Source organism: Devosia sp. (genome assembly GCF_030689745.1).
GTDB classification, from domain to species: domain Bacteria; phylum Pseudomonadota; class Alphaproteobacteria; order Rhizobiales; family Devosiaceae; genus Devosia; species Devosia alba.
The window spans coordinates 1-4,501 of sequence record NZ_JAUYGL010000145.1 but is presented as its reverse complement, the minus strand read 5'-3'; the positions used below and the strand labels follow the sequence as shown (position 1 = coordinate 4,501).

The window sequence follows — 4,501 nt, the reverse complement described above, 5'->3', positions numbered from 1 at the left end:
CTGTGGAAGAGACGAACTCCCACCCGGCACACCCCACCACTGTTCGCCTGCAGGCCGCCGTGCGGGGTGATGGGGAAAGTGTGCCACAGGTTTTGGCTGCGGGGACAAGCGGCATACCGGGTCCGGCAAATAGCGGAGCTGCCGCTCAATCAAACGATTGATTGACGGTGAAAACAGGTTTAAGCAGCGTCGGCCATGAGGTGAGCATGACCACGGACCTGTCCCAAACACGACGTGAAAGCGGTGACGACCGGCGCCTGGCAATTGCGGCTGCGGCCCGTTCAATCATTGTCGAAAAGGGTCTGGAAGGCCTGCGTACCCGGGACATTGCCGACCGGGTTGGCATCAACATCGCCACGCTGCACTATCATGTGCCGTCCAAGGCAGCGCTGATTGCCCTGGTGGCAGAGAGCATCCGCCTCGATTTCAGAAACCAGGCGCTGCGCAATTCGCGCGCGGACAAATCGGCGCTGCAGCAATTGCGGCTGGAGTTCGCTGATTTCCGCGAGACCATCCACGACACGCCCGAACTGATCATCGTGCTGACCGCGCTGATCGAAAAGGCCCGCCGCGACCCCGAAATCGGCGCCATCATGACGCCGATCTATGATTTCTGGCGCAGCCAGTTTGTCGAGATTTTCCGCGCTGGCATCGCCGACGGCTCCTTCCGGCCCAATCTCGATCCCGCAGCAGCGGCGCTGATCACCACCGGCGCCCTGTCCGACTACTGGCGCCAATGGACCTCCTTCCGCCCCGCGATCGACCAGTTGCTGGCCGAGCTGGAGCGCGCCTTTATCGCCACCCCCGTTTCCGCCGAGGACCGTTCCTGAATGTCTCACACCCATGCACACGCAGCCTCTGATGCCCCCGATCCGCGCCGCTGGCCGGCGCTGTTCGTGCTGCTCATCGCCAATTTCATGAATCTGATGGACATCACCATCGTCAATGTGGCGCTGCCCTCGATGCGCGAGGGGCTCGGTGCCTCCGACAGCCAGATCGAATGGGTCGTGGCCGCCTATATTCTGGCCTTTGCCCTGGGCCTGCTGCCCTTTGGCCGGCTCGGCGACATTCTGGGCCGCACCAGGCTGTTCCTGTGGGGCGTGAGCGGTTTTACCGTCGCCTCAGCCCTGTGTGGCCTGGCGCCCAATATCGAAACCCTCATCGCCGCCCGGGTCATTCAGGGCCTCGCGGGCGCCATGATGACCCCGCAGGTGCTGGCCATTGCCGCTGTCACCTTCCCGCCGCATGAACGCGGCCAGGCCTTTTCGCTGTTCGGCCTGTCGGCCGGGCTCGCCTCGGTCAGCGGCCCCATTCTGGGCGGCTATCTGATCTCGGCCAACATCTATGGCCTCGACTGGCAGCCGATCTTTCTGGTCAATATCCCCATCGGCATCGCCGCGGTAATTGCCGGCTGGTTCCTCATCCCGCGGCTGCCCGGCCATGCCGCGCTGCGCAATGACTATGTCGGCATGGGCCTGTTCGGCCTGGGCATTCTGGGCCTGGTCTTCCCCATCATCGAGGGCCGTGCCTTCGGCTGGCCGCTCTGGGCCTTTGCCATGATGGTGGCCGGCATCGGCATGTTGGTGCTGTTCGTGTTCTGGATCCGGGCGCGGGCGGCGGCGGGCAAGTCGCAATTGCTCAATTTTGACCTGATCACCAATCGCCAGTTCATGTTTGGCACCTTCGTGCTGATGGTCTTTGCCTCCGGTATCCCGGGCATGTTCCTGGTCATCTCGCTGCTGCTGCAAGGCGGTTTCGACTTCACGCCCCTGCAATCGGGTCTCACCAATACCCCGTTCTCGGTTGGCGTTCTGATCGCCTCGGTCATTGCCGGCCGGTTCGGCGCGCATTTCCTGCGGGCGCGGCTGGCCATCGCGGCGGCCATGGTGGCTATCGGCATCGGCGCGCTGCGCTTCTACATTGCCGGCGTCATTGACGTCATCGATCAATGGGCTTTCCTGCCGCCCCTGCTGATTGCCGGTATCGGCCTTGGTTCGGGCTTCTCGGCCATTTTCCAGCTGGTGCTGGCCAACGTGCCGCCACGCGATGCGGGGGCGGGCTCGGGCTCGTTGCAGGCGTTCCAGCAGGTCGGCGGCGCCCTCGGTGTCGCCATTGTCGGCGAACTGTTCTTTGGCCAGCTCAGCCAGGGATTTGCCAGCGGCTCCGGCCAGCACGCTGCCTTCGCCGACGCCGCCAGCCTGGCGCTGTGGTATGTCGTGGTCAGCTTCACCATAGTGCTGCTGCTCACCCCGTTCTTCAAGCGCGTCATCGCCCCGGCCCATCCCGGTGCGCCGCCGGTGGTGGTGGAAGCCTGAGCACAGCGCCGAACGGCAAAAGGCCGCCAGTGATGGCGGCCTTTTTGTTGTCGTGTCGCGGCGTCTAGCGGACGATCAGCGTACCGGCACCGAACTCGGTGAACAGCTCGACCAGCACCACATGGGGCTGCTTGCCGTTGAGGATCACCACCCCCTCCACGCCATCTTCCAGCGCCGCAAGGCAGGTTTCCACCTTGGGGATCATGCCGCCCGAAATCGTGCCATCGGCAATCAGTTCCTTGGCTTCACGCACGCTCAGCTCGGGGATCAGCGTGCCGTTCTTGTCGAGCACGCCGGGCACGTCCGTCAGGAACAGCAGGCGCTTGGCGCCGAGCGAGCCGGCAATGGCGCCGGCAAAGGTATCGGCGTTGATATTGTAGGTATTGCCGTCGCGGCCCGGGGCCACGGGGGCAATCACCGGAATCAGCTCGGAGCGGGCCAGCAGGTCGAGCAGGGTGCGATCAACCTCCACCGGCTCGCCGACATAGCCCAGATCGAGTGCCCGCTCGATATTGGAGCCCGGATCCTTGACGGTCTTCTCGGCTTTCTTGGCAAACACCATATTGCCGTCCTTGCCGCACAGGCCAATGGCCCATTCGCCCTCGGCATTGATCAGCGCAACGATTTCCTTGTTGATCGAGCCGGCCAGCACCATCTCGACCACTTCCATGGTCCGCTTGTCGGTGACGCGCAGCCCGCCTTCAAACTTGGACTCAATGCCCAGGTTCTTCAGCATCAGCGCAATTTGCGGCCCACCACCATGCACCACGATCGGATTGACCTTGGACTGCTTGAGCAGGGCGATATCGCGGGCAAAGGCCTGACCCAGCTTGGGATCACCCATGGCGTGGCCGCCATATTTGACCACCACGGTCTTTCCCTCATAGCGCTGCATATAGGGCAGCGCCTGCGCCAGAATGCCGGCATCGTGGCTAAACCGATCGGTCTCGGTGGCTGTATCGGACATATTCAGACCCAATCGGTTGGTCGCACGGCATTAAAAAGTCCGCACTGGGCATAGAGCATCGGGGCGGAAAGGAAAAGCCGCTTGTGTGGTTTAGCCACTGATCCAGATCACCGCCTGGCGCGTTCAAGGGTTTCCAGTTCGCGCGCCGGGCAAGGGCGGGGACGGGTACCCAAGTGGAGGCAGTCTATACCCATGTCCATGATCCAAACGCCGTCTCAGGACATCGCCGATCTGATCTCGCGCTGCGCCCTGCGCGACCGGGCCGCGTTCCGGCTGCTCTATGAACGCACCAGTGCGAAACTCTTTGGTGTTACCCTGCGTATCTTGAAGGACCGTTCCGAGGCCGAAGAGGCGCTCCAGGAGGTGTTTGTGAAGATCTGGCAGCGCGCTGACCGTTATGTCGCCGGGACCACCAGCCCGATAAGCTGGCTGGTTGCCGTGGCGCGCAATCATTCTCTCGACATCCTGAGGGCGCGCCGCCCGACCGCCGACACGATCGATGTGGCGCTGGAGATTCCCGATGCGGGCCCCTCGCCGGAGCGCGCGACCCAGAACAATCAGGAACGGGCGCAGATCGAAACCTGTCTTGGCACGCTCGAACCCGATCGTGCCGCCGCGGTACGCGGGGCCTATCTTGATGGCTATAGCTACGAGGAACTGGCCGAGCGCCATACCGTGCCGCTCAACACGATGCGGACCTGGCTGCGCCGGAGTCTGCTCAAACTGAAAGATTGCCTGAGCTCATGAGCCCCAGCGATGACCACAGCGAAGACGGCGCAGGACGCAACGCCCTGGTGGCTGAATATGTGCTCGGCCTGCTCAGTACCGGCGAGCACGAGCGGATTGGCCGGCTGATCGAGGATGACCAGAGCCTGCGTGCCGAGCGCGACTTCTGGGTGACCCGCTTTGCCGCGCTCAATGAGGAATATGAGGAGACCCCGGTGCCCGGCCATATCTATGCCGCCATCGAGGCCCGGGCGTTTGGCGATGTGGTCAAGGCGCGGCCGCTGCTCGGCTTCTGGGAGAATCTAATGGTGTGGCGCACGATTGCCGCTGGTGCCCTTGCCGTCGCCGTGGCCGCCGTCGGCTTCAACCTGATGCAGCCCGTCAATGATGTGTCGAGCCTCACCACCCAATTGGTGGCGGCGCTGGAAGAAGAGGGCAGCGCGGTCAAGTTCGTCGCGCTCTATGACGGCAGCGGCAATGTGCGGCTGACGGC

General features: G+C 63.4%; 5 protein-coding genes. 4 read left to right on the top strand and 1 reads right to left on the bottom strand.

The annotated features are described in order from the left end of the window. Positions 1 to 206: 206 nt before the first annotated feature. The gene (locus Q8O80_RS12770) at positions 207 to 830 is read left to right on the top strand and encodes a TetR/AcrR family transcriptional regulator (RefSeq protein WP_305579830.1); all 624 of its coding nucleotides are present in this window, start codon (positions 207 to 209) and stop codon (positions 828 to 830) included. After that, positions 831 to 2,315 carry a DHA2 family efflux MFS transporter permease subunit gene (locus tag Q8O80_RS12765; protein ID WP_305579829.1) on the top strand — a complete coding sequence of 495 codons (1,485 nt, stop codon included), beginning with the start codon at positions 831 to 833 and terminating at the stop codon, positions 2,313 to 2,315. 64 nt (positions 2,316 to 2,379) lie between these two features. On the opposite strand, the gene argB is transcribed toward Q8O80_RS12765, so the two are convergent. Then, positions 2,380 to 3,282, bottom strand: coding sequence for an acetylglutamate kinase (gene argB, locus Q8O80_RS12760; RefSeq protein WP_305579828.1), 903 nt, complete (start codon positions 3,280 to 3,282; stop codon positions 2,380 to 2,382). A gap of 198 nt (positions 3,283 to 3,480) precedes the next feature. On the opposite strand from argB, the gene Q8O80_RS12755 reads away from it, so the two are divergent. Together Q8O80_RS12755 and Q8O80_RS12750 are read left to right on the top strand one after the other, a co-directional pair. Continuing rightward, on the top strand, positions 3,481 to 4,029 hold the full coding sequence (locus Q8O80_RS12755; protein ID WP_305579827.1) for a sigma-70 family RNA polymerase sigma factor: 549 nt from the start codon (positions 3,481 to 3,483) through the stop codon (positions 4,027 to 4,029). Further along, positions 4,026 to 4,501, top strand: a 476-nt coding sequence (locus Q8O80_RS12750; RefSeq protein ID WP_305579826.1) for a hypothetical protein, incomplete at its 3' end; no start/stop codon positions are given. The genes Q8O80_RS12755 and Q8O80_RS12750, both read left to right, overlap by 4 nt.